This window comes from Chryseomicrobium sp. FSL W7-1435, from assembly GCF_038595005.1.
GTDB lineage: Bacteria > Bacillota > Bacilli > Bacillales_A > Planococcaceae > Chryseomicrobium.
Genome location: NZ_CP151997.1, coordinates 405,578 through 431,826, shown reverse-complemented (window position 1 = coordinate 431,826; position 26,249 = coordinate 405,578). Strand labels below are relative to the sequence as shown.

At 46.0% G+C, this 26,249-nt stretch carries 25 protein-coding genes and 2 tRNA genes; 2 read left to right on the top strand and 25 right to left on the bottom strand.

Features of this window, described 5'->3' with window-relative positions:
- Positions 1 to 56: 56 nt before the first annotated feature.
- From dusB to MKY84_RS02310, 16 genes are all read right to left on the bottom strand, one after another.
- A complete protein-coding gene (gene dusB, locus MKY84_RS02385) occupies positions 57 to 1,076 on the bottom strand; it encodes a tRNA dihydrouridine synthase DusB (protein ID WP_342528842.1) in 1,020 nt (339 codons plus the stop codon).
- Entirely contained in the window at positions 1,066 to 1,293 is a 228-nt protein-coding gene (locus tag MKY84_RS02380) for a helix-turn-helix transcriptional regulator (protein ID WP_342527514.1), read from the bottom strand. Before MKY84_RS02380 ends, dusB begins: the two co-directional genes overlap by 11 nt.
- Positions 1,245 to 1,751: a 2-amino-4-hydroxy-6-hydroxymethyldihydropteridine diphosphokinase gene (gene folK, locus MKY84_RS02375; RefSeq protein WP_342527513.1), complete on the bottom strand. Its 507-nt coding sequence runs from the start codon at positions 1,749 to 1,751 to the stop codon at positions 1,245 to 1,247. The genes MKY84_RS02380 and folK overlap by 49 nt, the downstream gene beginning before the upstream one ends.
- Positions 1,748 to 2,113 (bottom strand): dihydroneopterin aldolase, encoded by a 366-nt coding sequence (gene folB / locus MKY84_RS02370; RefSeq protein WP_342527512.1) that lies wholly within the window; start codon positions 2,111 to 2,113, stop codon positions 1,748 to 1,750. Before folB ends, folK begins: the two co-directional genes overlap by 4 nt.
- Entirely contained in the window at positions 2,113 to 2,955 is an 843-nt protein-coding gene (folP, locus tag MKY84_RS02365) for a dihydropteroate synthase (RefSeq protein WP_342527511.1), read from the bottom strand. Before folP ends, folB begins: the two co-directional genes overlap by 1 nt.
- Positions 2,952 to 3,803, bottom strand: a complete 852-nt coding sequence (gene pabC / locus MKY84_RS02360) for an aminodeoxychorismate lyase (protein ID WP_342527510.1) — start codon at positions 3,801 to 3,803, stop codon at positions 2,952 to 2,954. The genes folP and pabC overlap by 4 nt, the downstream gene beginning before the upstream one ends.
- A complete protein-coding gene (gene pabA / locus MKY84_RS02355; RefSeq protein WP_342527509.1) occupies positions 3,803 to 4,393 on the bottom strand; it encodes an aminodeoxychorismate/anthranilate synthase component II in 591 nt (196 codons plus the stop codon). Before pabA ends, pabC begins: the two co-directional genes overlap by 1 nt.
- On the bottom strand, positions 4,390 to 5,802 hold the full coding sequence (locus MKY84_RS02350) for an anthranilate synthase component I family protein (RefSeq protein ID WP_342528841.1): 1,413 nt from the start codon (positions 5,800 to 5,802) through the stop codon (positions 4,390 to 4,392). The genes pabA and MKY84_RS02350 overlap by 4 nt, the downstream gene beginning before the upstream one ends.
- Before the next feature lie 107 nt (positions 5,803 to 5,909).
- The gene (gene cysK / locus MKY84_RS02345) at positions 5,910 to 6,836 is read right to left on the bottom strand and encodes a cysteine synthase A (RefSeq protein ID WP_342527508.1); all 927 of its coding nucleotides are present in this window, start codon (positions 6,834 to 6,836) and stop codon (positions 5,910 to 5,912) included.
- Positions 6,837 to 6,911: 75 nt separating this feature from the next.
- On the bottom strand, positions 6,912 to 7,835 hold the full coding sequence (locus MKY84_RS02340) for a peptidyl-prolyl cis-trans isomerase (protein WP_342527507.1): 924 nt from the start codon (positions 7,833 to 7,835) through the stop codon (positions 6,912 to 6,914).
- The gene (hslO, locus tag MKY84_RS02335; RefSeq protein ID WP_342527506.1) at positions 7,813 to 8,700 is read right to left on the bottom strand and encodes an Hsp33 family molecular chaperone HslO; all 888 of its coding nucleotides are present in this window, start codon (positions 8,698 to 8,700) and stop codon (positions 7,813 to 7,815) included. Before hslO ends, MKY84_RS02340 begins: the two co-directional genes overlap by 23 nt.
- Complete coding sequence (locus MKY84_RS02330) at positions 8,693 to 9,478, bottom strand: type III pantothenate kinase (RefSeq protein WP_342527505.1); 786 nt, start codon at positions 9,476 to 9,478, stop codon at positions 8,693 to 8,695. The genes hslO and MKY84_RS02330 overlap by 8 nt, the downstream gene beginning before the upstream one ends.
- An 86-nt stretch (positions 9,479 to 9,564) precedes the next feature.
- Positions 9,565 to 11,544, bottom strand: a complete 1,980-nt coding sequence (gene ftsH / locus MKY84_RS02325) for an ATP-dependent zinc metalloprotease FtsH (RefSeq protein WP_342527504.1) — start codon at positions 11,542 to 11,544, stop codon at positions 9,565 to 9,567.
- Positions 11,545 to 11,722: 178 nt separating this feature from the next.
- Complete coding sequence (gene hpt, locus MKY84_RS02320) at positions 11,723 to 12,265, bottom strand: hypoxanthine phosphoribosyltransferase (protein WP_342527503.1); 543 nt, start codon at positions 12,263 to 12,265, stop codon at positions 11,723 to 11,725.
- Positions 12,259 to 13,626 (bottom strand): tRNA lysidine(34) synthetase TilS, encoded by a 1,368-nt coding sequence (tilS, locus tag MKY84_RS02315; protein WP_342527502.1) that lies wholly within the window; start codon positions 13,624 to 13,626, stop codon positions 12,259 to 12,261. The genes hpt and tilS overlap by 7 nt, the downstream gene beginning before the upstream one ends.
- Before the next feature lie 19 nt (positions 13,627 to 13,645).
- Positions 13,646 to 15,958, bottom strand: coding sequence for a SpoIIE family protein phosphatase (locus MKY84_RS02310; protein ID WP_342527501.1), 2,313 nt, complete (start codon positions 15,956 to 15,958; stop codon positions 13,646 to 13,648).
- A gap of 170 nt (positions 15,959 to 16,128) precedes the next feature.
- Between MKY84_RS02310 and MKY84_RS02305 the strand changes: the two genes are divergently transcribed.
- A tRNA-Met gene (locus tag MKY84_RS02305) sits at positions 16,129 to 16,205 on the top strand.
- 8 nt (positions 16,206 to 16,213) lie between these two features.
- A tRNA-Glu gene (locus tag MKY84_RS02300) sits at positions 16,214 to 16,285 on the top strand.
- A 502-nt stretch (positions 16,286 to 16,787) separates the two neighbouring features.
- On the opposite strand, the gene MKY84_RS02295 is transcribed toward MKY84_RS02300, so the two are convergent.
- From MKY84_RS02295 to mfd, 9 genes are all read right to left on the bottom strand, one after another.
- Positions 16,788 to 17,222, bottom strand: coding sequence for a S1 domain-containing RNA-binding protein (locus MKY84_RS02295; RefSeq protein ID WP_342527500.1), 435 nt, complete (start codon positions 17,220 to 17,222; stop codon positions 16,788 to 16,790).
- A gap of 98 nt (positions 17,223 to 17,320) precedes the next feature.
- A complete protein-coding gene (locus MKY84_RS02290; protein WP_342527499.1) occupies positions 17,321 to 17,731 on the bottom strand; it encodes a septum formation initiator family protein in 411 nt (136 codons plus the stop codon).
- Positions 17,718 to 18,236 (bottom strand): spore cortex biosynthesis protein YabQ, encoded by a 519-nt coding sequence (gene yabQ, locus MKY84_RS02285; RefSeq protein WP_342527498.1) that lies wholly within the window; start codon positions 18,234 to 18,236, stop codon positions 17,718 to 17,720. The genes MKY84_RS02290 and yabQ overlap by 14 nt, the downstream gene beginning before the upstream one ends.
- A complete protein-coding gene (gene yabP / locus MKY84_RS02280) occupies positions 18,233 to 18,535 on the bottom strand; it encodes a sporulation protein YabP (RefSeq protein WP_342527497.1) in 303 nt (100 codons plus the stop codon). The genes yabQ and yabP overlap by 4 nt, the downstream gene beginning before the upstream one ends.
- Positions 18,536 to 18,595: 60 nt before the next feature.
- Positions 18,596 to 18,886 (bottom strand): RNA-binding S4 domain-containing protein, encoded by a 291-nt coding sequence (locus MKY84_RS02275; RefSeq protein ID WP_342527494.1) that lies wholly within the window; start codon positions 18,884 to 18,886, stop codon positions 18,596 to 18,598.
- Position 18,887: 1 nt separating this feature from the next.
- Positions 18,888 to 20,348: a nucleoside triphosphate pyrophosphohydrolase gene (mazG, locus tag MKY84_RS02270; RefSeq protein ID WP_342527493.1), complete on the bottom strand. Its 1,461-nt coding sequence runs from the start codon at positions 20,346 to 20,348 to the stop codon at positions 18,888 to 18,890.
- 5 nt (positions 20,349 to 20,353) lie between these two features.
- Positions 20,354 to 21,964 (bottom strand): polysaccharide biosynthesis protein, encoded by a 1,611-nt coding sequence (locus MKY84_RS02265; protein ID WP_342527490.1) that lies wholly within the window; start codon positions 21,962 to 21,964, stop codon positions 20,354 to 20,356.
- 91 nt (positions 21,965 to 22,055) lie between these two features.
- On the bottom strand, positions 22,056 to 22,592 hold the full coding sequence (gene spoVT / locus MKY84_RS02260; RefSeq protein WP_342527489.1) for a stage V sporulation protein T: 537 nt from the start codon (positions 22,590 to 22,592) through the stop codon (positions 22,056 to 22,058).
- Between the two features lie 82 nt (positions 22,593 to 22,674).
- Positions 22,675 to 26,196, bottom strand: a complete 3,522-nt coding sequence (mfd, locus tag MKY84_RS02255; protein ID WP_342527487.1) for a transcription-repair coupling factor — start codon at positions 26,194 to 26,196, stop codon at positions 22,675 to 22,677.
- Positions 26,197 to 26,249 lie beyond the last annotated feature (53 nt).

Below are 26,249 nucleotides of genomic sequence, written 5' to 3'. Positions count from 1 at the left end.
GCGAATTCAGTTTATTGCATCAAAAAAGCTACCACCTCAAAGTGATAGCCAGTCGATTAGACCAATACGATTTCTTCTTGAGAAGTCATGGCTTCCTCTGCAAAAATGCGAAGGAACGCTTTTAACTCATTTGCATCTTCTAATTGATTGATAACCGTGCGCGCTCGACCATTGCCTCGAATTCCTTTGAGGTACCAAGAGGCGTGCTTGCGCATTTCGCGTACAGCAACGTTCTCTCCTTTTAATTGAACCAAACGTTCAAAGTGGAGTAGGCACACGTCAATCTTCTCGCGTACAGATGGCTCAGGTTTCAGCTCACCTGACTCTAGATATTCGACAGTGCGGTAAACCATCCAAGGGTCTCCTAGTGCAGCTCGTCCAATCATGACTCCATCGACACCCGTTTCATCTAGCATACGTTGGGCGTCTTGAGGTGTCTCGACATCTCCATTTCCGATTACAGGAATGGCGACGGACTGTTTGACATCACGGATGACATTCCAGTCGGCACGACCTTCATACATTTGTTGACGAGTGCGACCATGAACTGCAACGGCTGCTCCACCTGCGCGCTCGATAGCTTGCGCATTTTCAACAGCAAGAATATGTTCATCGTCCCAGCCAATTCTCATTTTCACTGTCACCGGCTTGCTGACATTGTCCACAACAGCTGAGACCATTTCGTAAATCTTATTTGGGTCAAGTAACCAGCGGGCTCCCGCTTCACACTTGATGATTTTACTGACCGGGCAGCCCATATTGATATCTATGATATCTGCCGATGTGTTTTGATCTACATATTTAGCAGCTGCTACTAGCGTGTCCTTCTCACCACCGAAGATTTGAAGGGATAGCGGATTCTCTCGCTCATCGATATACAACATGCTGAGGGTCTTCTCATTTTTTTGAACAATCCCTTTGTCGCTGATCATTTCTGCGTAGACGAGACCCACACCAAACTCTTTGACCGTCAGACGAAATGCAGAGTTTGAAATTCCCGCCATCGGGGCTAGCACAACGCGGTTGTCCATCTCGATGCCACCAATTGAAAAAGGCTTCGTAGGCTTAAGTGTCACGTTGTTCACCTTCCTTACTTCCTTTAAGTTCTTCTATCTCTATATCAAGGGCTTGTGCGATTTGTGTCCATTGTTGTTCTGTGGGCTCTTTTACACCACGCTCCATCTTACCAAGCGTAGCAGGCGCCACTTGCAAAGCTTTTGCCAAGTCAATCTGGCTAACACGTTTTAATTTTCGGTATGCACGAATACGTCGTCCCCATCGAATGCTGTCCATAAGCGAATGCCTTCTTTCTCGGGATCAAACTCAGCAGCCTTCTGCAGAAGTGCAGCGTCTGATGAAATCGATGCCAGTGGGATCACTACAAATGCACGTTCCTCCATGCGCGGATGCGGAATGACTAAATCATCCGACTCTATATTTTCATCATTATACAATAAAATGTCAAGGTCTACTGTTCTTGGTCCCCAGCGGATAATTCGTTTTCGTCCTAATTCTTGTTCGATGTTTTGACAAACGGCCAATAAATCATGGGGGGATAAGGAAGTCCCTAGTTCAACCGCTATATTTAAGAACGCCGCTTGATCTGTGTACCCAACCGGATCTGTTTCATAGACCTTGGATAGTTTTATTACCGTGATCGAAGGGACAGCAGATAAGGACCGAACCGCCTCTTGTAAATACTGATAGCGATCCCCTATATTTGAGCCAATCGATAAATAGGCCCTATTCATAAAGTACCTCGCGTGATCTCAACCGCTACTGACGCATAATGCCCCGCAATAGGTGGTGTCGGTTTCACGATCATTACCTTACACCCCTCCACTTGTTCAGGGTAGTTAGTCAGAATCCCATCAGCGATTTTCTCGGCAACGGATTCAATCAATTGATACGGTTTGCCTTCTGCAATTTCCTTACACAGGGCATACACTTCTGCATAATTGACCGTCGCACTTAAGTCGTCTGTTTCGCCTGCTCGTTTTAAATCAACTGCCATTTCAACCGTGATACGAAATAATTGCCCCAACACCGTCTCTTCTGGTAGGACTCCATGGTACCCATAGAATTGCATATCATTTAAATAGATTTTATCCATTAGACTTCCTCCGTGTAGTGCGTTTTGCCGACCAATACGTCCATCATGCGTGTAGTCCGCACCATTTCGTTGACATCATGAACACGAACCATGTGAACACCTTTATCGATGCCGAAGCTGATTGTTGCTGCAGTACCTTCTCGTCGTTCTACAACCGGAAGCTTTAATACATTGCCAATCAAGCTCTTTCGGGACGTTGCAAGAAGAACCGGATACCCCATCCCTACAAGATCAGAAAGGTGTTGCATCATCAAAATGTTGTGGGAAGTGTTTTTCCCAAAACCAATACCTGGATCTAACCAAATTTGGTGGTCCTGCACACCATTTTCTCTTGCGATAGCAACTGACTCTTCCAGATCTGCTTTGGCATCGCGCCAAAAATCTTGATAGGTCGCTGTCTCCCGGTTGTGCATTAAGATAAGCGGGACTTGGTACTCTGCTGCTAGTCGCGCGATTCCGGCATCTCTTTTGACACCCCAAATATCATTTAAAATATCGACTCCTGCTTCGAGCGCCGCCTGTGCCACCGTTGATTTATACGTATCAACGGAAAGAAATACGGGAACTTTGGCCTCTCGAATAGCACGAATGACTGGTACAACGCGATTGATTTCTTCTTCAGCCGTAATAGGCGTATAACCAGGCCGCGTTGACTCTCCACCAATATCTATGATTTTTGCGCCTTGCTCGACCATCTCTTTCGCACGGGCAAGTGCCTGTTCTACCTGATTATAGAGTCCACCATCTGAAAATGAGTCAGGCGTCACATTGAGAATGCCCATCACAACGGTCTCTTTTGAGAAATCTAGGGTCACTCCGTGCGCAGTCCTAGTTTGTGTCATTCTTTAGCCACTCCTTTAGTGATTGCTTGTTCATATGCGGCGTGTAATTTTCGATACCATTCGCCATTATTTCCCGGGAAATGATAGGATTCGAGCGCACGAATCGGCACTATTTCCTGCACAGCATTGACCACCCACAGTTCATCTGCTATTTCTACTTGCTGAGGTGTAAAGTGCCCTTCTTCATACGGGAGCTGGTGATCCTTCGCATAATCCAAGAGCCACTGACGAGTAATACTGTTTAAGATACCCGTGTCTAATGAAGGCGTGTAAAGAACACCTTCCTTCACCCAAAAGATAGACGACGTGATGCCCTCTGCCACGAGCCCTTTTTCCGTGCACATGAATCCTTCCATCTCAGCTAAAGAAGGCAGTTCAAAACGCGCTAAGACATTATTGCCATAGTGATGCGATTTCACTCGAGTTGAACCCTCTGGCGTGTTCCGCGGGATTTCTATCCAGCGGGCTGTCTTTTCTGTACCACGGATTGTCTCTGGAAGTTCTTTTCGCAAGACCAGTACAGTGGGATCTGGGTAATGCGTAGGTTGCAGTCCTATGTCATGGACACCTGCTGACACGTTAAGACGAAAATAACCGTCTCTTCCACCGTTCAGTCGCGTCAATTCCTCCACCACGGTCAGGAGCTCCTGCTTTAAATAAGGCAAAGTGATGCGAAAAGCAGAAAGTGTCTGCTCAAGACGCTCCCAGTGCTGTTCCCACAAAAAAACGCTTCCTTCATACGTTCGAAACGTTTCGAAAAATCCGAGCCCATATAAGTACCCGTGATCATAAGGAGAGATGGTGACATCCTGTTTTCTTAAAAACTCACCGTTTTTCCAGCAGTCCATCAGACCGACACTTCCTTCGGCTCACAATACGTCTCAATGAAATTGCGTATCAACTTTTTCCCTTGCTCCGTCATGATTGATTCAGGATGGTACTGGACACCTTCCACTGCAAGTTCTTTGTGGCGTAATCCCATGATTTCGCCTTCTTCCGTCCAAGACGTGATTTCTAAGCAATCCGGAAGCGACTCTTTTTCAACCAGCAAAGAATGGTAACGAGTTGCCTGGAATGGATTCGGCATTCCCTCGTTCACACCCTTACCATCGTGGAAAACTGGAGACGTTTTCCCGTGCATCAGACGTTCTGCACGAATGACCTTCCCACCAAATGCCTGTCCGATTGATTGGTGGCCTAGGCATACGCCGAGCACTGGAATTTTTCCTGCAAAGTGGGTGATGACATCCAAACTGACGCCTGCTTCATTTGGCGTACAAGGCCCCGGAGAGACGACAATCATATCGGGTTGCAACGTTTCAATTGCCGCTACTGTAATCTCATCATTGCGGACAACTCGAATTTCACGCCCCATTTCGCCCATGTATTGGACCAGATTGTATGTAAATGAGTCATAGTTATCAATCATCAGGATCATGAAGATCTCGTCCCTTCCGCCATAGCTTTTGCCTGCCATAATGCTTTTGCTTTGTTTAACGATTCAATATATTCTGCTGCTGGAATCGAATCAATGACAATTCCTGCTCCTGCTTGAATATGTGCCATGCCATCTTTGACGAAAGCTGTACGAATCACAATGTTAAATTCTAAATCACCGTTATACCCGAACCAGCCAATAGACCCTGTATAAAGACCGCGTCTTACGGGTTCTAGTTCTTCAATGATTTCCATAGTACGAATTTTGGGTGCCCCTGTGATGGTGCCTCCCGGGAACATCGCTTGAACGATTTGTGCATTTGTCACCTGTTGCCCAAGCTCACCTTTGACGTTTGATACGATGTGCATGACATGGGAGTAACGCTCAATGACCATGAACTCATCTACTTCAACCGTCCCGTAGCGAGAAACTTTTCCTAAATCGTTTCGTTCAAGATCCACTAGCATCACGTGTTCCGCTCGCTCTTTTTCGTTGTCGATCAACTCTTGCGCAAGCGTGTGATCCTCGGCTTCATCCTTACCACGAGGACGTGTACCCGCAATAGGACGCGTTGACAGTTCGTTCCCTTTTTTCTTTACGAGAAGTTCAGGTGAGCCGGAAATAACCGCAAAGTCATCAGCTTGAATATACGCCATATAAGGTGATGGATTGAACGTGCGCAGTGCTTCGTACATGACTTCCGGATTGACACCAAGTTCTCTTGATTGACGTACCGAAAGATTTACTTGAAACACATCGCCTTGCGCTATGTACTCTTGGATGCGAAGAACGGCACTTTCAAACTCTGGACCACTCATCGAGACATGCAGCATGCTATCATCCGGCGCAATTTCTTGAGCAGCACCCGTTTCAAACAAACGCTCCGAGATTCCTTTTTGGATCGCGGCTTTCCAGTCCTCAGCCCACTGCACTAAATTCTTTGTTGCCGTTGGTAGTTTCATTAAGATGACTTGTTCATTGGCAATATCATAAACTGCCCAGTGATCAAATAAGTAAAAGAAATTCATTGGAATTCCTAAGTCATCATGTGCGGACTCAGGAAGCACTTCAATTACACGTGCATAGTCATACGTAACAAACCCAATGGCCCCGCCCTGAAAGTCCGGAAGCTCTGGGTTGTGAGAACTAGCATATGCATGGACGAGCTCTTCAATCAGCGCCAGGGATTCTCCCACTCGTTGTTCTTGGCGACCGTCTGCCCATTCAATAGTAAGACCGTCCGCAACGGAATGCGCCATGGCCACAGGCTGGAATGCAGCGACACTTAGATTTCCTCCACGTGCACTTTCCAATAAAGCATGACGGCTTGTTTGCTTGGCAAGCTCTTGATAGCCATAATAAAATTCATCTTTGGATGCTGAAAATGTGATAGTTTCATTTTTATGAATCACTGAGGTTACCCCTTTTTTCGCCAGAATGTGCTTTAAGTGTACCTGTATTTTAAACGATAGAAAAGAAAAAAGACCGCCATTGGACGGTCTCTGTTCACGTGTTCTTATTGATTTTCAAAATTATAAAGAGGCGTGCTCAAATAGCGTTCACCATTCGATGGAATGATGGCTAACACTTTCTTGCCTTTACCTAGCTCTTTTGCTAATTGCAGGGCCGCATGAATGGCTGCACCTGAAGAAACGCCACCTAGAATACCCTCTGCTTTTGCTACTTCACGAGCCATCGCATAAGCATCTTCATTTGAAACTTGAATCACGCTGTCGTAAATCTCTGTGTTCAACACTTGTGGAACAAAACCAGCACCGATACCTTGAATTTTATGAGGTCCTGGTGACCCCCCAGAAAGTACAGGTGAATCCTTTGGTTCTACAGCAGCAATGTGAATGCCTGGGAAGCTTTCTTTCAGTACACCGCCTGCTCCTGTAATCGTACCGCCTGTTCCAATCCCAGCTACGAAACCATCTAACTGATCGAACGCCTTTACAATCTCAGGGCCGGTAGTCAAACGATGTACTTCTGGGTTTGCTTCATTATTGAATTGCTGGGGCATAAAGTAGCCTTGAGAAGCTGCCAACTCATCAGCCTTTGCAATGGCGCCTTTCATGCCGTCAGCACCTGGTGTCAATACTAGTTCTGCACCATACGCACGTAATAGGTTACGACGTTCTATGCTCATCGTATCCGGCATAACCAGTACGGAATTATAGCCTTTTGCAGCTGCTACCATTGCTAAACCGATACCTGTGTTCCCACTTGTCGGTTCAACGAGTGTGTCCCCTGGTTTTAAGTCCCCTGATTTTTCAGCGGCTTCAATCATTGCTAGAGCAATTCGATCTTTTACGCTACTCCCTGGATTGAAGTACTCTAATTTCAAGTAAACTTCTGCGTCATTGTCATTTGTAACCCGGTTCAACTTAACGATCGGGGTATGTCCTATAAGATCTATAATGGATTGTGCTGTTCTAGCCATGCGCTCACTCCTAATTCCTAGTTTTTTGATAGGTTTAAAGTTAGCATACCAATTCACTAAATTGTCTGTCAAATATTAGCTTTCACTCTCGTATAACCAGCTAGCATCAAACTCTTCCCAGAAGGCACGCGGTGTTACCGATTGCGGGAGTTGTTCAAGCGCTAACTCTCGCTGAATATGCGCCTTTACTTCATCAAAGCTAAACGCATTTCCTTCCGAAACACTTTGTACTTGAACAATCGCAAAGCCGCCCTCTGCCAGTGGTAAGGGTTGGCTGATTGCCATCGGCTCAAGTTCACTTGCTGCTCGCACAAGATTAGGGTCTAACGCAGTGGTATTGGCACTAACAAATCCAAGTGATCCACCAAGTATTGCCGTACTTGCGTCGATGGAACGTTCACGAGCAAGGCCATCAAAGGAAGATCCGTTCTCTAGTTCTTGTCTCACAGACTCTGCTTCTTCTTGAGAAGAAACGAAAATGGCTTTTACATCATAAGAAGTGGGCACTTCATACAACGTTTTATTCTGTTCGTAATAGGCTTTGAGCGCTGTCTCTTCTACCACAATGTCTTTCGCAAGCACCTTTTCAAGAATAATCCGAGCCCGGATCTTCTTTGTCATTTGTTCTTCATTTAATCCTAAAAATGTCTGATCTGTAGCCTCTGTAGCAGAGCGGTAAAGGGCAAGCTCGAGTTCAAGTTCTTCATCACTGACTTGGATATCGTGCTTTTTTGCCGCCGCTTCCATCACTCTCTCATTAACGAGAGCTTCCAGTGATTCACGTCCTACTCGCGACTCCATCTCTGCCACCCATTCTTCGTGACGAATCGCATCGCCTTCAACCTGGGCAACGGTCTCTGTTGTCCCCCCCGAATTTGGAATGAGCCATGCAATGAACCACAGCACATTTCCAAGTAGAAGAAGACCCATCACAAGTAGGACAGGTTTTGTTTTTAATCGTTTAGTTTTCCGTACTTCAGTTCGGTCGTTGGGCCTCATCAATCATTGTCTCCAGTTCATCTACGTTATAGTGATACTGTTCCATGCAGAAATGACATTGCGCCTCAGCACCGCCATCTTCTTCAATCATATCACGAATTTCATCTGGACCGAGAGAAATTATGGCTGCACCAAATCGATCTTTAGAGCAGTTGCAGCTAAAGCTGACCGGTTGATTATTCAAAATCTGGACGTTGTTCTCTCCTAAAATCTCTTGAAGCAACTCTTCAGGAGTTAAGCCCCGTTCAATCAATTTCGAAACAGGCTCCATACGAGAAAGACGATTTTCAATCTCTGTAATTGTCTCATCTTCCGTGCCCGGCATTAATTGAATAATAAATCCACCCGCTGCCAAAATCGTGTTATCTGGATTGACCAGAACACCTAATCCTACAGAAGAAGGCACTTGTTCTGAAGTGGCATAATAGTACGTAAAGTCTTCAGCAATTTCCCCAGAGACAATCGGTACTTGTCCACTAAAGAAGTCGCGCATCCCAAGATCTTTTACAACTGTCAAGGCGCCTTCTGTCCCCACTGCACGACGAACATCTAATTTACCTTGTTCATTCAAGTCAAAATGGACGTGCGGGTTGGAAATATAACCACGAGCCTCTCCGTGCGCATTGGCATCGATAATGATCGGGCCAGCTGGTCCATTTCCTTCGACTTTAACCGTTAATTTGTCTTCCCCTTTTAACATAGCCCCCATCATGACGGCTGCTGTCATTGAACGCCCTAGAGCAGCTGAAGGAATCGGCCATGTATCATGTCGGCGTTGTGCTTCTCCTACCATTTCTGTTGTGCGTGCTGAGAAGGCACGTACTTGTCCATCAAACGCTAATGCGCGTACTAAATAATCACTCATTGTTCATTCCTACTTTCTCATTTCGTTTATAGAGTAAATACAGTCCTTTTAATGTTAAGAACGGATCGATTTGATCGATGATGTCAGTCTCTGCTGCAATCAACGGCGCAAGCCCGCCAGTCGCGATAACTTTTGCCTGTGTAGCACCTGCTTTTTTCATGCGCGTCACGATTCCTTCGACTTGGCCGACGTAACCATAGACAATTCCCGCCTGCATAGCCGATACCGTGTTTTTCCCGACCACATGACCTGGTGTTGTCAATTCAATGCGGGGCAGTTTACTTGCTCGTGAAAAGAGTGCTTCAGTCGAAATGCCGATACCTGGTGCAATCGCTCCACCCATATAATCACCTTGTTCATTGATGTAGCAGTATGTTGTTGCCGTACCAAAGTCTACGATAATCAAGGGCGCTCCGTAATAGTGTATGCCAGCTACCGCATTCACAATCCGGTCTGCACCGACTTCTCGTGGATTTTCATATTTAATGTTGAGCCCCGTTTTGACGCCAGGACCTACAACTAAAGGTTTTTGTTTAAAGTACTTTGTACACATGGCCTCTAAAGAGAACATGATGGGCGGAACAACGGACGACAGGATGATGCCATCGATATCCCCAAAATCAAGACCCGCGTGTTGAAAGAGCGCCTTGACCTGCATACCGTATTCATCTTCCGTTTTCATGCGGTCTGTTTCCATCCGCCAGTGGTGCTGCAGTTGGTCATTGTGGTAGACCCCGAGCACGATATTGGTATTACCGATGTCCATTACAAGTATCATACGTGTCCCTCATTTCACCTTGAATCATACCACAGCGACCTGACAGAAAGAAAAGCGTAAGCACCGAGGAGGCGCCTACGCTTAGCTTATTTACGGTCTTCTTGAATTGGATTTTCTGCGCCAGTTTCTGAAGGAGTAGTTTCTGATGGCAAATCACCCGTTGATGGATCTGTAGGTGCACCTGTTGCATCAGAAGGCGTTTCTTCAACTGATGGCTCTTCAAATTTACGTTCAGGAAGAGTTCCGTGTTCTTTTAAGTGAATGATCTGCGCTGCATCAAGTGTTTCCACTTCAAGTAGCGTTTTAGCGATCAAGTTTAGAAGTTCACGTTTTTCCGTTAAGATTTCTTTCGTGCGCGCATATTGTTCTTTAATCATGCGCTGCATTTCTTGATCAATTTCATAAGCAATCGCATCAGAGTAATTTTGCTCTGAGTTGAAGTCACGTCCTAAGAAGACGTTTCCTCCTTGTGATTGACCAAACTGCATCGGTCCGAGTTTATCACTCATTCCGTACTCAGTTACCATGCTACGGACAATGCCTGTCGCACGTTGGAAGTCATTATGAGCTCCAGTAGATACTTCACCGAATACGATATCTTCTGCAACACGACCACCAAGAAGGCCGGAGACTTTATCGAGAAGTTCTGGTTTCGTCATGAAGTAACGATCTTCTTTAGGGAGCATGACAGCATACCCACCTGCTTGACCACGTGGAACGATTGTTACTTTATGAACAGTCTCTGCGTCATCAAGCGTCAACCCAATAACTACGTGTCCCGCTTCGTGGAAAGCTACGATGTTGCGTTCTTTTTCAGAGATTACTTTTGTCGTCTTCGCAGGACCTGCAATGACACGGTCAGTTGCTTCGTCAATATCGTGCATATCAATTTTCTTTTTATTACGACGAGCCGCCACAAGGGCTGCTTCGTTCAATAAGTTCTCCAGATCTGCTCCTGAGAAACCAGGTGTACGTTGCGCTACCGCTTTCAAATCCACACCCTCAGATAGTGGTTTGTTACGTGCGTGTACTTTTAGAACGGCTTCACGGCCTTTTACATCTGGACGACCTACTGTAATTTGACGGTCAAAACGTCCTGGACGAAGCAAGGCTGGATCTAAAATGTCTGGTCGGTTAGTTGCAGCAACGATGATAATTCCCTCATTGGCACCGAATCCATCCATCTCAACTAGTAATTGGTTCAACGTTTGTTCACGTTCATCGTGACCGCCACCTAGCCCGGCTCCACGTTGACGACCAACTGCATCAATCTCATCAATGAAGATGATACATGGTGCATTTTTCTTAGCATTTTCAAATAAGTCACGTACACGGGATGCTCCGACCCCAACGAACATCTCAACGAAATCCGAACCGGAAATCGAGAAGAACGGTACGCCAGCTTCCCCTGCAACTGCACGGGCAAGTAACGTTTTCCCTGTTCCTGGAGGACCAACAAGTAAGATCCCTTTTGGAATACGTGCGCCAAGTTCTACGAATTTGCGTGGATCTTTTAAGAAGTCAACGACCTCAACAAGCTCCGCTTTCTCTTCGTCAGCACCGGCCACATCTTCAAATTTTGCTTTCTTTTTATCATCGTACAACTTCGCTTTGCTCTTCCCGAAGTTCATCACGCGGTTTCCGCCACCTTGTGATTGGCTTAATAAGAAGAAGAAAAGAATGATGATGATTAGGAATGGAAGAAGTCCTGTTAAGAACTGTACCCAACCACTTGTTTGTGGAGCTTCTAGCGTGTCCCACTTAGTTATATTATTTGCTTCAGCAAGCTCATAAATCTCTTGCTCAGAGAATTGACCTGTGAATGGAATACGAGCATTGAATGTTTCACCTTCTGCTGCACCCACCATTTCACCTGTAATGACGTAGACATTGTTTACAGGTTGTAACGTAAATGTTTCAATTTCGCCATTTTCCATGGCATCAATAAATTGGTCTGAAGTAAGATCTTCTGTCGGCGCCCCGCTTTGATTAAACGTAGCAAATATCCCAACGATCACGAAAAAGATTAGTAAATATAGTATCGCGTAGCGCAGTGCTCGATTCATTCCTAGCCTCCTAACGGACTTAGTCAAAAAATCACATCTCACGTAGGTGAGATGAGGTTGTTTTTAGGTGATGAAAGAAAGATTTTCCACTTTCTTGTCGTTCAAAAAACTATAGAATATCTTATCATAGGAAAATTAGCACGTACAATGAAATGCCTTTAATCCGAGATGTCACGCATTAAAACGAATAGACTTCTTTTTTCAATACGCCCACATAAGGGAGATTGCGGTATCTTTCTGCGTAGTCAAGACCATAACCGACTACAAAAGCATCTGGAACTAAGAAGCCTACATAATCTGCTTCTAGTTGTACTTTTCGTCCTGATGGTTTGTCTAGCAATGTAACAATTTTAATAGATTTTGCTTTACGGTATTTGAAGAGATCAATTAAGTAGCTCAGCGTTTTCCCGCTGTCAATAATGTCTTCAACGATGATGATGTCGCGGCCTTCAACACTTGTGTTTAAATCTTTTACAATTTTTACTTCTCCAGAAGAAACCGTTGCATTTCCGTAGCTCGAAACGTCCATATAGTCCATTTCTACATACGCATCCACATGCTTCATTAAATCAGACATGAACGGCATAGCGCCTTTCAGAATACCGATTGCAAGTGGAAACTTGTCTGCATACTCTTGTGACAGTACTGCACCAAGTTCTTTTGCCTTTTCCTGAATTTGCTCATCCGTCAATAAAATTTCTTGAATATCCTTCTCTAACATGTGGAATCCTCCTGTTTTATCCATATCACCCAAGGGGTTTTTTTTGATTTAGTCAGCTGTTTACTATAGCGTAAGCCGATTAGTCCTAGTATACCATTCTTTTGTGTGACAAGCAGTGGCCAGCCCTCGCGTTTTTCGACGGGTACTTTGTTGTCAATAAAAAGTCGTGCCACCTTCTTGTGATGGGTTCCAAGATCTACTAAATCTCCTGGTTGCCTAGCGCGGACGCGAAGCGGCAAGTCTGACTCGTCTATGTTGGCATACCAGCGCTCTCCTTCTCGTGCTAGTTCATTATTGGTGATCAGCAGTTGCACACCCGGGGCCACTTGTACCCAGCGGTCAAGAGGAAGAACCTCTTCTGTCAATGCAACATCCACTTGTTGTCGAGCCACTCGGACGGTTTGATAAGCCCGTATGAGTTGAAAGTCTCGAGGTAGTGAAACTTTCTGTGACCCTTCCGTGTTTTGACAGACCGACACAATTGCAGAAACAAGTGATGACGATAAGGGAGGCCCTTCCGGTTGCAAGTACTTCCATAGTAAAAGAATGACGCGGCGTTGTAAAGCAATCGCCATCTCAGAAAACGTTGTATTATCAAGGGTTACAGAGCCACTCGAAGAATCTGTCACGAACTGTTCAAATTTTTCAGTTGCAAGAGCCATCAGTACTTCTTCATCTTGTTGCCGCGCTTCTACAAAACGCTGGATATGGTGGTCAAACGCTGGACTCTCTTGGTAGAAGAGAGGAATAATATGATGACGAAAGCGATTACGAGTGTAAGTATCAGAGGCATTGCTTGCATCTTCTCGGTAGGATTGATGCACGGTATGTAAGTACTGTTCAATGGTTTTTCTAGTAACACCTAAGAACGGACGAATAAGGATTTTCCCTTGCCACTCTCTCGTGAGAGGAATACCTGGAGAAGACAGGTCTAGTCCTTTTGCCAGACCCATAAGCACCGTCTCGATTTGATCATCTGCATGGTGACCAAATGCCAGAACATCGTAGGCGTAAGTATGTAGCACAGACGCAAAATAGGTATACCGTTCCTCACGGCATACCTGTTGCGTGTTCCCACCCTTTTTTAAACGTTCAGGGACAGGGAGTTGGTGACTATAAACAGGGATATCAAGCTCTTTCCCTAAGGCTTCTACAAAAAGTCGGTCTTCTGTAGAAGCGGTTCCGCGCAATTGGTGGTCTGCATGGACGATTCCTAATGTCCAGTTCATATGGGAGGCATGGTTATGAAAGAACCGAACAAGAGCAACCGAGTCCGCTCCTCCTGAACAGGCGAGCAGTAGTCGCTTTCCTTCATGGGTCATTTTTTGTTGTTTCATAAACGCCAGTACGTCTTGCTCCATCCTCACGCCTCCTTTTTGTTCAGTTTACCACGCGCGTCACTTGACGAGGAGTAAAAAGCGACCAGCTTGGCAGTCGTTTTGAGACGTGGAGGCAAATCACGGTTTGGTCATCTGTTGCTACTCCAAAATAGCGACTGCGCCACTCCATAAATTCAGCAGCGGTTGGTGATTTTTCAGTCCACCATTTCATGTATTGCTGTTCTTGAATGTCTAGCTCAATCGTTTCTTGGAAAATCCCATCCGAAATCATCCAAATTTGATCGCCGTGTTTCAATTCCATGCTTTGTTCTGCCAATGCCGAGTTGCTAGAAAAACCAAGTGGCGCCGTTTGATGATTGAGGCTTGTGCAAGTGCCGCCGCGAACAATGTAAGTGGACATTGCACCCGCTTTCCAAGAGTGCAGTCGACCGAGCTGTAAGTCGATAAGCGCCAAATCCATCGTGGCGTAAACGTCACTTGTCATTCGCAGTCCTGTAATGTAATGCAAAAAGTGCAGCGCTGTTTCAGGGTCGACTCGTTGCCACAGCGCCTGCTGCATACATTCCATCATCCACCCGCTTTCTTTGGTAGCAAGCTCCCCGTGGCCCATTCCGTCTGCAAGCAATACAGCAAACAGCCCATCATGGACGGGAAACAAGAAGTGTTGATCGCCACTACGAATGGTGCCGTTTTTTGAAGACGTCGCAACGTCGGCGGATATTGTAAACGCAATAGCGGAAGTAATCAGTAATTCTTGATGTTCAAACGGCTCCACAAGTGCACGTCGATCACTGCATTCCATCGGTTCATCCGCCCAACTACTGACAAGTGCGACAATTTCTTGGGTTTCTGCTTCCGTACACGACTCACTCAAGGATAAACGAATGTGCCGTTGTCCCCTTTCATTGCTGAGAATATCCATTTGCCAAATTGGCACATGTTGCATGCGAAGCAATTGAAAGAGCTGATCTTCTTGTTCTCCAGCAGGAACTTGTAGGGCTTCCATGAAATGCTCAATTTCCTCCCCCAAGCCATCAAGCTTTGAGGCAAACAACTGCCGGGCATGATCATAATGAAGACTTAGCAAATGATGCTGCCGCTCTGCTTCGAGCGATTGAACAAGTGTCTTCGGTTTGATACAACGCTTCATCATCGCAAGCTCCGCTTGACGCTTGGCCGCACCTTGTTGTGATTGCCAAGTGTCCAGTAACGTTCCCATCTCTCCTTTCTCATAACAACTCGCCTTGCGGTAACAGGACTGACAGGGAACTGGCAAGGTCTGCTCCCCTAACTGCGTTGCTGCAGCCGTCTCGCTGCGAATCACATCCCCTACATAGCGAAAGAAGGACTGGGCTTCCCGCATATGCCGTTTCCAACGAGCCTCCATCCATTCGAATCGTTGATTAGCCTGCCGATTCTCTTTAGGCTGCACCCACTGTTGTAACTGCTGAATCCACCCTTTAGGAACTGCAAAGAATAGTAAAGAGGCAAAAACGGTTGAAGATAAAAAGACTTCCTCAATTGGTAAGGTCGTGTCGTAGAAGCGGAAAAAGATGAGTACACCAAGCATGGCAATGGTTTGCCAAAGTCTCCCCGCACGTCTATGAATCCCTACAAATAAGCCCGTGAGCGCATAGACAGCCATCATGCCACTGTAAGACAGTGTGCTGAGACCGAGCAACAAGCCGGCTGCCACGGCAATAGGCGTAGATAAAGCAGCGCCTCCCACTGCTCCAGCAACTAACAAACTTAATTGAAGTAAAATGATTGGCACTGAAAAATAGCCTACTAGCATGTATTGCATGCCCGTTAGCATTAACGCAAACAACATCATTAAGCCAACAATACGTTCGGTTGTCCACTTTTCAACCCACATCTTCGGAAGAGGCAAAAAGACTCGAAACAACAACATCGCGACAATGACACTAAGGACGACCTCGTACCCAATGGCCAGCCACACATCGAGTGGTACTTGTTGTCCATACGAAACCCATTGCCAGGTGACTTGCACGATTAGCATGGAGAGCGTGATGCGAGGTAGCAGGGGAACTTTTCTTAGTACTTGAAAAAGGAGCACTTGCAAAAAATGAATCATCCCTTGGCCGACTCCCAGCGTAAGCGCCCCAAACAGGGCCCCTATGATGGTCCAGCGCTTATAGTCAGGGTAACGAATGGAAACGAGTGCCCATACAGGTAAGAAAAACGGAATGGTCTGATCGAACAACACGACTTGTGTGCAAAAGAATGACAACCACAGAAAAAACAACGTGACGACCCACTTTTCTTTATGAGCCAGCTGCAAGCGCCAAGCGGCTAGATGGTGCCAAGGTTGGGGTAGTGAAATAAAACGCATAACGAATTCCTCCTTCTCATAAGCATCAGCTTACGGGAGTATTCCGAAAAAACCTGTCAGCCTGCGCGTGCTTTGCAAAAAAAAATTCGACGAATTTCTTTGTTTTTTGTGAAACTGTATTGACTTCTTTTCTCAGCACTTGTATGATACTAATTGTCCGAAAAAAACAAGGCGGCCTAGCTCAGCTGGCTAGAGCGTACGGTTCATACCCGTGAGGTCGGGGGTTCGATCCCCTCGGCCGCCACCATATTTTTCGGCCCCTTGGTCAAGCGGTTAAGACACCGCCCTTTCACGGCGGTAACACGGGTTCGAATCCCGTAGGGGTCATCACAAGCACTGGTTCGCATACACTATGCGGGCTGGTGCTTTTTTATGTTTAGATGTGGAAGGCGTTTGCTCAGAAATGCTTCGGGAATCAAGCGTGCGCATAGAGGCGCTCTATGCCTCTAGGTGTGCGATTGATTTTCGAATGTATTTCTAACGCCTGGAACTCGATTGCGTTAGATGTGGAACGCCACTCTAGAAACTGAGCCGTCGTTCTGGAACAAGTGACGACGTTTCTACGACAAGCAAGTCGATTTCTAGACCAAGTAACCTTGTTTATACAGCAAGTAACCTGATTTGTAGAACCGAAGTCGTATTATGGAAACTAACCCAGCCAGAACAACCCCCTCCAGCTACCCAAGCCCTTTCTAGAAAAAGCTCTTAACTTCCCAACCCCCTCCTAGAAAGACCTACCCCACACAAAAAAGCCGCCCCATTGAAAGGGACGGCTTTTGACACACTCTATATGATGAACACTTTTTTACGCGTAGTCAGTCAACAAAGATTAGCCTCTTTTTGCTCCACGGCCACCACGTTTAGATTCCGTTGCACGCTTTAAAGTAGTTAAACGTTCTTCGCTATCTTTTAAGAAACGTGTCATTTTTGATTCAAAGTTCTCTTTTGGTTGTGGACGATCACGATCATTTGATCGGAAGTTGTTACGTGGACGTTGTGGTCGCTCAGGACGCTCAGGTCGTTCAGCTTGCGGCTTTGCTTTACGGATAGACAATCCGATTTTTCCGTCCGCTTCAACATTCATCACTTTGACTTCAACCATATCGCCAACTTTTAAGTGATCGTTGATATCTTTAACATAGTTATCTGCGACTTCACTAATGTGTACCAGACCTGTTTTTCCACCTGGAAGTTCTACGAATGCTCCGAAGTTTGTGATCCCTGTTACTTTACCTTCTACCTTGCTGCCTACTTCAATTGACATAAAAAAAATGCTCCTCCTTAAAATTACACTGTGACGTACTACGCCACGCTACCTCTAATTATAACCAACAAAAAAAGAGTGTCAATCATGGCACTCTTTTACTCGTCTGATTTTTTGTCGGAACTCTCTGTGGGTAACGTGAAAATTAACTCATTCTCTTCAGATAGGAAGTAATCCTTACGTAAAAGTTTGCCAATGTATTCATCGTCATTGAGCTTTGCAATTTGCAATTCGAGAAGTTCCTTTTGTTCTAACGTTTCTGTTAAGGACTGCTCTACCACTACCTGTGTTTCTTGTTTTTGTGCCAAAGTTTGTTGGCCAGAAACGAGCGAGTGGACCAAAAAGCCAATCACCGCAACCGCAAATAATGCAAACACGGCAAGTCGACGATAGAGGCGGACACGCTGTGCCTGTTGGCGCTTCTTTTTCTTTTCTACCGAGCGCACGTATTCGGAATTAATAGATGAAATTTGCTGTTCGAGCTGATTCGTTCGTTCATGTGGACTCATCGGGTTTCCTCCTACTACGTGGTTTGGCTCTAGTATACCTAATTTTCAGCTTTCTTTGAAGTGTAGTTGGAAATATTTTTCTCGCTACAGTATAGGTCAATTGGTAGATTCCTGCCACAAGCTTAACATGAACTCGAACAATTAGTCGGATAAAGGTCACAGCGATATGGAGGATTTTCCACACTGGTTGGAGCAACATGAAGTCCATCACCCTCCCTACCAATCGAATGGGTTGCTGGAAGAAGTGCCTGTAGAGCAAGACCCCACTCCCCTGTGCCACCACATCATAGACACGCCATTCGCCATGTGCGTAGTGAATGGTCATATAAGCTGAAACGATAGCAGCGCAGATAACTCCACCAGCTAATGCCCAAGGTAGCAGCTGACGACGCAAACGTTTTTGTATCAGCTGCAGACGGCACCAAATGGCATCCAACCAGGCCATCATGAGAATACCACTAGCTATCCAAAAGATCAGATGGGCTAGCTGTTCAACCGGACTCATCCGAAAAGTTTGTGCAGAATCCCTTTAGCGGGATCTTTACCTCCGTCTTCTGTATACTGCACGCTCTGGACGAGTCCTTCGAGTGATAATAAACCTTTGTCTACATCCAAATGAACAATACGTAAGTCGGCACCTTTGATGGTCATAAATCCTTGTGAAGTGCGCACAAAAAATTCCTCTGCGTCAAAGCGCTCCATGGCTTTAACAGCTGTGACATCCATACGTTTACGGTTACGGAGGGAGATGTGGTGATCACTGCTTGTGAGGGAAGATACGGGCGATTCTTGGGTATACGTCATGTCGTCTCTCCTTTCATTCCTCACACTATATGAAAAAGAAAAACGGAGTATGCCCGTGGGCTACTCCGCGTCGTCTATAAATTCAGGTTCAACTTTAGCAAGGCGTTCTTCACTTAGAATGGTGAACATCATCGTCGCTTCTTCTTTCTTAGCATTCTCTCGAATACTTTCTACACGAGCCATGACGACCTTTTGGCCGAAACGAATGCGCAGTTCATCACCCGCTTTGACATCGCTACTCGCTTTTGCTGTCTTGCCATTAATTTCGATTCGACCTTGGTCGGCTACTTGTTTAGCAAGTGTACGACGTTTGATCAAACGCGAGACTTTCAAATATTTATCTAAACGCATATTATTCCCCTCTTTCTAGTTGCTTGGCTTGTTGCCAGAATTCTTCTAGCTCGTCCAATGTGTAGTCACTAAATTCGCCGCGACCAGAGCGTACAGACGTCTCTACGTGGCGAAAACGTCGCTCAAACTTTTGATTTGCCTGTTGCATCGCAAGTTCAGGCGAAAGCTTTAGAAAACGCGCGAGGTTAACGAGGGTGAACAAAACGTCACCTAGTTCATCTAGCTGTTGCTCGGTCGTCCCGTGCTCAATCGCTTGTTTCCACTCTTGTAGTTCTTCGTCAAACTTGTCCCATGCTCCTGCCACATTTGGCCAGTCAAAACCGACCGTTGCCGCTTTTTTCTGGAAATTGAAAGATGTGAGAAGAGAAGAATCCTGACGTTTCTGTCCTTCTAACAAGTGCGTCACTTTTGGTTTTTCTGTTTCTTTGATAGCTTGCCAGTTGGTTAACACTTCGCCTGTTGAATCCACTGTCACATCACCAAAAACGTGCGGGTGACGGCGTACCATTTTAGCAGAGATTTGCTCAAGCACGTCCTCCATAGAGAAGTACCCTTCATCTTCCCCAATCTGCGCATGTAAAAACACTTGCAGCAAGACATCCCCAAGTTCTTCAACGATTGCTTCGTCATCCTGTTCATTGATGGCTTGAAGCAACTCATAGACCTCTTCGACCGCATAACGCTTTAATGACTCATGCGTTTGTTCACGGTCCCATGGACACCCTTCCGGACTGCGAAGAACTGCGACGATGTCGCGGAACGTCTGCCACTCTTTGTAGCGCTGGTCGCGTTCTTTTGCAGGTGGCACGTAGACTGTCGTTAAATTTGAGAGTTCCATCACACGATCAAGTTCGAACAAGGGAACCGTCTGAATGACTTCTTTTGAGGAACCCGCTGCCGTAACAATGGTCACCGCGAAATCATCTGGGTACTTTTCCATTAGCGTTAGTTTGACCTCAGAAGCACTGAACGCATCATAGACTTGTCCGATGAACAAATGTTGATTCATTTGAATATCGTCTCGGCGCATCGCGGTTCCGTCAAGTAGTTGAAACCCCTCAATCGGGTCGACGCGAACGGCTGCAAATAATGGGTCGAGGAAGCTTTGACCGCCTTTGATTTGCAGAGAAATTTGGCCTGCACGTTCCGCTTCAATTAAATGTTGCACAGTCTGTTCAGCAACAAGTGGATGCCCCGGCACCGCGTAAATAACATCCTGCTGTTTGGCCAGCGCAATCAAAGTGTCGGCAATTTCACGGTATACCGCTGAAAAGTCATCGTGCTTTTCATATACGGCATCAAAGCTTGTATACGTGAGCCCTTCTTCAGCCAGTTCCTTAACGACAGGGTGGTCTTCCGTACGAATATAAAGAGAGTTCGCTTGTTTGATAAATTTATAAAGACCTAGTGGCAGCTGATCAAGCTCGGCTACACCTAGTCCTATAATTGTAAGAGTTGGCATGTGTGTCATCCTTTCTTTCGGTTCAAGAGCAGTTGGACGCCTGCTAAGCGTTTTCCGAACGGAAGAAGGTACCATTCTTTTGGTCGTAGGAGTTGGTGCTTCATGATAAGTGTCAAGAACACAACCACACCGACCGGAACGCTAAGCGCTGTGATCATAAGTGCTTGGAGCCGACTCGGCAGGCCATCTAGAAGAAAAGTGTCGAGCACTACTTCGATACCGACAACACTTATAGTCATTGCCCCTACTGCAAGGGCAAGACCTGTATAGAAGGAAGCTCCCGCAAGTCTGTCCTGCCAGTGACGCTTCAGTTCGTAAACGACTCCCACGAGCGCTACAATCATTGCGAGGTTCCCTGCAAGTGCAGCTCCTAAAACCCCGTAACTGTCTACTAACCAGACATTGCCTAACGCTTTCACGACAAGCCCTAGCACGAGCCAAAGTGTCGGACGCCAAATACGGCCCACGCCTTGCAGGATGGCCATAAATAATAGAATCAACGATAGCCAGAGGACTTGGCCACTTCCGACCATGAGCACGACCGACAAGTCGCGTGTCTGGAATAGCGTTTCATTCACATAAGGCATCGTGATAATCAATCCCGCAGCAGCTGCGCTTCCAAAGACAAGTGCGACCCGGTAGGACAGTTGAATGAACGGCATCGCGCCACGCCCGTCTTGTCGTTTAGAGCGACTTGCAATGAGCGGAACCAAGGCAAAGGCAAGTGACGTTGTCACCACAATGCCCATCTGGATGAGCGGTTGCACGCGGTCGTAAATTCCTTTCGTCTCTTTGGCTTGCTGCAGGTCGACTCCTGCCGCTGTGAGACCGTTGACGACTGTCATGGAATCGACGAGTTGCATCATCAGGAAAAACAAGCTGCTGATGCTCGCGCTAATACTGATCCACGTCAAGTCTCGCAAAATCGTTTTCGTTGGCAAAGAAGATGTCGTCTTTCCGAGGATGGCACGGTCTTTTTTTGTTAACCACCACCCGAGAAGAAAGATGCCTGCTGCTTCCCCCACACTGGCTCCAAATAAGGCGACTGCTCCTGTTGCATAGAGATCATTGGTCCAGTTTAACACGATATACGCACCTACGAGAATGAAGCTTACTCGGACGGCTTGCTCGATAACTTGGGCAAAGGCGAGTGGCGTGAGGCGTTCGGTTGCTTGGTAGACACTTTTCAGCACGGCTAAAAACGGCATAGCTAACAGAACGATAGCCCCGATTTGTAGAAGAGGAGCGAGTTTTTCGTCTCCCATTGCTTGGGCAAGTGCGTCTGCTCCAAGTAAAAAGGCGATGAAAAAGATGATAGAAATGATGCTGATATATGTAAAACCAACTTTTTTGATTTTTTGAACGGCTTCCATGTCTCCATTGGCCATTTGATCAGACATTAGTTTGGCGAGTGCGACTGCAAACCCGACAGAAGTCCAGGTCGTGATCATGCCGATGAATGGATAAATTTGTTGGTAGATGTAGAAACCTTCGTCGCCGACCATGTTTTGGAACGGGACGCGATAAATAGCGCTAAGAATTTTAATCAACAGTGCTGAAATGGTGAGCATGGCTGCACCTTTCATATAACTGGACATTTTCCATTGTGTCGACATGGCTACCACCTTCTCATTCCATCATTCTTCTCGTAGTATACCAAATTTTCCGCAACGAAAAGCCGAACCTTCACAAGGCACGGCTTACGTATCAACCATTCATTTGCTTTGCTAAAAAATTTGCTGCTGTTTCAAGAGCTTTCATCTCAGGGTCCCCGATATAGTGTACTTTCGACAAAATAAACATACCACCGATCACATCACCATTCATCACAATAGGGACGACACCGTAAGAGCGCACGGTTTCTTTCACACCTGGAATCCACTCCACGCTTTCCTCATGCTTCTCCACAATCTTTTCTTTGGCATTCAACGTATCTTCTGTCGGACTGGCAAGGCGACGCTTAATATAATCCTTTTTGGATAGACCCGCCACCGCCACCACTTCATCTTGATCACTGATCATCACTGGCGTGCCCAACGTCTCGTATAGCGCCTCTGCATATTCACTGGCAAAAGTACCTAGCTCATGGATGGGGGAGTATTTCTTTAAAATAATTTCCCCTTCTCGGTCTGTAAAGATTTCAAGAGGGTCGCCTTCCCGAATACGCATCGTACGCCGTATCTCTTTTGGGATGACGACTCGTCCTAAATCATCGATTCGTCTTACAATTCCTGTTGCCTTCATATTCTGCCATCCTCTCTTGGAAAAACTCTTCTATCTCTGCCATAGTATGGCGAGAGCGCGAGAGGTTTATGCACAGAATCCTTTAAGACGCCTGACGAATCGCTTGTGGTGACAACTCCATCATTTTTTCAAGCACGTCAAATGGGTGATGCTTGCCACCCTTAACGTCAATTTTGATTAAGAAGTGGCCATGGTCTACTCCGAAGTTGACTTGTTTGCCGTACGTCATCGATTTTTCATAGAACACTGCCGCATCAAATTGTTGGGAGGTTTTTTCTCCAAAGCGCACGATTAACTTACCGCCTTGCTCTTTGATACTTTCCACGCCACTTAGACGCCCCCACACTTTCATGCGAGCAATACGCAACAAGTTTTCTGCTTCTAGCGGCACATCCCCAAAGCGGTCCTGCAGCTCGTCATAAATATCATGGTACTCTTCTTCTTTATCGAATGCCTTAATACGCTTGTACATTTGAATCTTCTGATAGCCATCGGAAATGTACGTGTCCGGAAGATAAGCATCGAACGGCACGGAAATCTCAATCTCCACCACTTCTTCTTTTTCTTTTCCTGTACGCTTGCGCTCCACGGCTGCTTCAAGAAGCTGCGTATACAGATCATAACCGACTGAATCGATGAAACCGTGTTGCTGTGAACCAAGTAAATTTCCGGCGCCTCGAATAGAAAGATCACGCATGGCAATTTTGAAACCTGATCCTAGCTCTGTAAATTCCTTGATGGCCTGCAAGCGTTTTTCGGCAACATCTGTTAACACTTTATCTCGTTGATGCATGAAATAGGCATAAGCCACGCGATTTGATCGTCCGACACGGCCACGCAACTGATACAACTGCGAGAGACCCATGCGGTCCGCGTCATGCACAAATAGTGTGTTCACGTTCGGAATATCGATGCCTGTCTCGATAATCGTCGTTGTGACAAGCACATCGTATTCCCCTTGCAAGAAGCTGATTAAAATGGATTCTAATTCGCTCTCTGTCATCTGACCATGGGCATAGGCAACACGAGCAGACGGAACTAAACTTTGAATTTCCTCTACTTTACGCGTGATGTCTTCTACACGGTTGTATAAGAAGAACACTTGGCCGCCACGAGCCATCTCCCGTTCAATAGCTTCTCGTATAAGAGCACCATTCGATTCCACCACATAGGTCTGAATCGGGAATCGGTTCTTCGGTGGCGTCTCGATGACCGATAAGTCACGCACACCAATCATCGACATATGAAGCGTTCTTGGGATTGGAGTAGCTGTTAATGTGATGACATCCACAGAGGTCTTCAGTTGTTTAACTTTTTCTTTATGCTTTACACCAAAACGTTGTTCTTCATCGACAATTAGCAGTCCCAGGTCATGGAACTCCACATCTTTTGACAGGACACGGTGTGTACCAATGACCACGTCTACCAAGCCTTTTTTAAGACCCGTCGTTGTTTCAGTCTGTTGTTTCTTCGTTCGAAAGCGGCTAAGCAAGCCCACTTCAATAGGGAAGTCCTGGAAACGCTCCACCAACGTATCGTAATGTTGTTGAGCAAGGATAGTGGTTGGACATAAGAACGCTACTTGTTTACCTTCCATAACCGCTTTGAAGGCTGCTCGGATAGCCACTTCTGTCTTCCCATAGCCCACGTCTCCACACACTAAGCGATCCATAGGGCGCGCTTTTTCCATATCTCGTTTGATTTCCTCAATTGTACGTAACTGATCCTCTGTCTCTTCATAAGGAAAAGCAGCTTCAAACGATTGCTGAAGGTCGCTGTCTGGCTCAAAGGCATGCCCTACTTCAGCTTCTCGCTTAGCGTAGAGTTTGATAAGTTCATCTGCAATGTCCTCCACTGCGCGCGAAACCTTGATTTTGGTCTTCTTCCAATCGGCCCCACCGAGCTTATGAACTTTTGGCTCTTTCTCACCAGAACCCACATATTTCTGAATCAAGTCGATTTGATCGACCGGAACAAAGAGCTTGTCGTCTCCTTTGTACCGAATATGCAGATAATCCTTGTGCGTACCATTCATTTCCAGCGTTTCAATGCCGATATACTTGCCGATCCCGTGATGAATATGAACAATCCAATCCCCAGGCTTAATATCTGAATAACTCTTGATCCGTTCCGCATTTGAAAGCTTTTGACGATTGGTACGCTTTTTAGGCCGCGATTTGAACAATTCTGCGTCTGTTATAACCGTCAGTCGTTGCAAGGGCAATTCAAAGCCCGCATTCACATCCCCATCAAGCAAATAAACACCCGGCTCTGTAATATGGGCATCTTCATGAATGATCTTTGAAGACATGTCATAATCTTCGAGTACCTCTTGCACCTTGTCCAGACGCTCTTTTCCTTCTGCTAGAATGATAACGCGGAAATTCCCTTGCTCCCATCGCTCCATTTCTCCCGCCAATAAATGCATTTGCCCGTGAAATTCTTGCATCGGCTTGCAGGAAAAACTCAATGTAGATTTGATCGGAATGCCACCAAAGGTACGAGCAAACAAAGAATAATAAATCTGCTTTTGTTTCATGCTCTGCATAACAGCCTTCAGTGAAGTCGCAGGTTTCGCTTTATGAACAATCAGCCCTTCTTCAAGTAACGACATAAACCAATCCGTCTCTTCTCGTTCGAGCGTTTCGGCTGTTTCTTGAATTCGGCCCAGTTCATCGAAAATCACTAATGTGTCTAGCCCTACGTAGTCAAGAAGCTCGGCTGTATGACCAGTCATTAGTGGCAAGTATTTGGCCACTCCATCTGGCAATAATCCATCTTTGATCAGTCCAATTTCACGCGAAATACTGTCCATGAATTGCTGCTGAGTTTGAGGATTTTTCACTATTTTCAGAGATTCTCCAAGTGCTATTTCAAGTCTCTCTTTGAGCACCAATCGTTTTTCATCTGACCACAAATAATCTGTTGCCGGTAAGATGCGTATGTCTTTGAGACGTCCCATGGAACGTTGGTCTTCAGCTGAAAACTGACGTAAAGAATCGATTTCCGTGTCAAACAGCTCGATACGGACGGGATGCTCTGCTTGAAGTGGATAAATATCTACGATTCCACCTCGCGTCGCAAATTCTCCTGGTGAAGAGACCATTCCTTGACGAGTGTAACCAAGATTGACGAGTGTTTGAATGAGCCTCTCTGGTTCAATCTCTTCTCCTTCTCGGAGGGTCAATGTCAGCTGCTCCCACTCTGTACGGGGCGTTAATTTTTTCCGGAAAGCGGCAACAGGTATAATGTAAACACCTTTCTTATTCATCGAGAGATAATCCAACGTCTCTATGCGTTCTGCACGGAGTTCAGGGCTTGCGATGGCCATATCTGCCGCAATTAACTCATCTGCAGGGTATAAAAATACCCGATCTTCTCCCATGATTCGCGTATAGTCATCTTTCACTTTTTGCGCATGCAAAAGATTCGGCGTCACGATGAGCACCGATTGATTGGTTTCTTCATAAATTTGTTTTCCAAGAAGTGTCCGGGCGCTGCCAGTCAGCCCTGTGATCAATTGATGATCGGTTCCTGCGCGAAGGGAGTCAATCCATTCCCGCACCTTCTTTTCTTCTTGCAATAGTTGTAGCAAAGCGTGCATAGCAAATCCTCCAGTGAAAACAGAAAAAGGCTTTGGAGCTGATTCCAAAGCAG